At 61.4% G+C, this 2,624-nt stretch carries 3 protein-coding genes; all 3 read right to left on the bottom strand.

All coding sequences use genetic code 11. The features are described 5' to 3' along the window. On the bottom strand, positions 1-810 hold an 810-nt coding region (locus IVB46_RS14045), incomplete at its 3' end, for a complex I NDUFA9 subunit family protein (RefSeq protein WP_247342990.1). A gap of 192 nt (positions 811-1,002) precedes the next feature. Continuing rightward, on the bottom strand, positions 1,003-1,623 hold the full coding sequence (locus IVB46_RS14040; protein ID WP_247303153.1) for a hypothetical protein: 621 nt from the start codon (positions 1,621-1,623) through the stop codon (positions 1,003-1,005). 119 nt (positions 1,624-1,742) lie between these two features. Further along, on the bottom strand, positions 1,743-2,459 hold the full coding sequence (locus IVB46_RS14035) for a CapA family protein (RefSeq protein WP_247303151.1): 717 nt from the start codon (positions 2,457-2,459) through the stop codon (positions 1,743-1,745). Positions 2,460-2,624 lie beyond the last annotated feature (165 nt).

Below are 2,624 nucleotides of genomic sequence, written 5' to 3'. Positions count from 1 at the left end.
TTCCACTTGATTGCGCGTGAGGAGCGGGCTTGGGAACATTTCGGAGACCCACGCAAGTGCATTCCAGGCGGCAAACGGGATTGGAACCAGTCGGGGCACAAGTCCAGCCTGGCGCGCAACGGCTCCAAGAAACTCCTCGTAAGAGTAGACGCGCGGGCCACCGAACTCGAAGATTGTTGAAGGCATCTCCGCTTGCCGCATGACCCGGCCAATTGCCTCCGCAACATCCTCCACATGGGCCGGCTGCAATCTGGTCAGGCCGCGGCCGAACATCGGATAGATCGGAAGTCGGAGGAGGAGCCCAAGGATGGTCGTGAGGAACGCATCGTCTGGTCCGAACATTACTGCCGGGCGGACGAAAAGTGCATCGCCGAAGGCGGACCGGACCGCCAGTTCACCCTCGCCGCGCTTTCGGATGTAGCGCGATCGTGAGCCGGCATCGGCGCCAATTCCTGAAATGTGAATGAGCCGATCGACACCGGCACGACGAGCTTGAGCCGCGACCCGTTGCGCAGCCTCGACGTGAACGGAATGAAAAGTCTCCTGTCCGCGCTCGGCGTAAAGGCTAACCGCGTTTACAACGCCACAGGCGGCGGCAAGCGCATCCGCGACTGACCGCTCGTCGTGAACGTTGGCCCACACTGATTGAAGCTGCGGATCATCGGGACCAAACAGTCTGTGCGCCCGGTCCGGATGCCTTGACGCGGCCCGAACAGGAAATCCGTGAGAGCGCAGATGCCGAACGATGCGGCAGCCGAGAAAACCGGTTCCGCCGAACACGGTGACGGTGCGATCGTTCGTTGCCACCATGATTCAAATTCGCCAATTCATGCGAACGGCCGTCCGGATGCTTTGGGCGGCCCGCCGTCAACTATTGTTTCTTTTCCGGTCCGCCCGGAAGCACGGCTGCCACACCTTCCGGATTGATGTTGAAGGCCAAAAATACCAACGGCTCGTTGCCCGGGTTTCCCCATCGGTGCACGAGCGCGTACGGTTCATAGATCAGGGAACCTGGTCCCCTTGCTTCCGTCTTGCCGTCGATCGTGTTCGCTCCGGTGCCGGATATAATATAGTACAGAGCCGCTCCTGAGCGATGGTGCGGCGGGTTGGAGGGCATCTGCGCCGGAAATGTAACTCGCGTGAGATTGAGATCATACCCCCTGGCTGCAGGTCGGGGATTGGAGTCGCGGTCCGATATAGCTCTGTCACGGCAGCAGGTGCCGTCTCGACAGGCCGACCCAAGTCCACAGCGGGAGCAAGGAAAAAATGGAGGAAAGTAGATGGCTCTCCGCCGCCCGCCGTCAGCGCCGCGGTTTTTCCACCAGCGATGAATAGCCCCTCGCCGGCGTTGAGCGTTTTAGCCTCGCCATCGAGCGCGACCTCGGTCGATCCTGATAGCTGGTAGAGGATGCCGTCGGCCGCCGAGACGCCGCACTTCTCGTCCGCTTGAAGGGTGATGCTCACCGCTTTGAAATGCAGCGGCACGTCCGTGACGGTCGGCAGTTTGGTTGCAGCGACCACGGTTCGTGTAATTGCCGGTGGAGCGGGCGCGGTTTGTGCGGTCCCGGAGACGGGAAGCGCCATCGCGCCGAGCAACAGTAGTCCGGTTGTCCTGAACTGCATGACTGCCTCCAGGTTCAGCGGGTAATCGGAGCACCATACGCTCTCGCAGTACCTCTTGGAATGGCTGGCCGCTTCGAGCGGCTACCGCGCCATTCCAGCCGGCGATCCTCGTATCGGCTCTAGAGAGGTTCTCCGAGTCTAGGATAGCTGCCCGGCCTCCTGAGTGCCATGACCTGGTTGGCGACCTGCAACGCGCTCACCTCGCATAGGTCAGGCAGCAAGTTGACGCCTGGAGCGTCGGGCGTCGCAGCCCACCCGAACGGGATGCCGCTCGATGTCGATCCGAACGAGAAGATCAGAAGCCTTGCTTTGGCAAGGTTCAGCACTGCGGGTGCGCGCGCTTCGTGATCGTTGCGTCCTGCGCCCGTCGCTTTGACGTTGAGTTTCTGCAGAACGGTCAGCGTCTCCAGCAGGCCGGCGCGGCCCCAATCGAGCACATGGTTGTGGGCCAATACACAGCAGTCGATCCCGGCAGCCACGAGACATTCTGCATTCTCGGGGCTCACGCGGTAATTGATGCCCTTGTTCGCCCGGTCATTGCTGCGGGTCACAGCCGTTTCGAGATTGATGATCCGCGCGTCCGGCTGCATGCGCTCCAATTGGTCCAGTGCGGCGCCCCAAACGTAGGACGCCCCGTTGCGCCGCGAAATGGGCCCGTTCGCCTGCTCGGCGAGCAGCACGTAAGTCTCCGCCGTTCGCACGTGGCGTTCGTAGATCTCGGAGCTGCAGGGATGCGCCAGCACCTGGTCGATGCCGCGGCCGCACATGACATCTCCACATGGAAAGAGCCGCACCGATTTCCGATGCCCAGCCGTCAGATGTCGTTCCTCGGCCATCAATTACCGCCTGGTGCGATGGATTTGACATTCGCTACCTTGGCTCAGCGAGCAGTCATGGCGAACGTCAAATCCAAACCGCACTAGAAGTGATATTGGACACTAGTCTTCGCGTCAGGCGTGAGATCCTCTGAACGCCGTCATCACCTCGGCCAGCATCCGCAC

Origin of the sequence: Bradyrhizobium sp. 61 (genome assembly GCF_023073075.1) — a bacterium.
GTDB lineage: Bacteria > Pseudomonadota > Alphaproteobacteria > Rhizobiales > Xanthobacteraceae > Bradyrhizobium > Bradyrhizobium barranii.
This window is presented reverse-complemented; position numbering and strand designations above follow the sequence as displayed.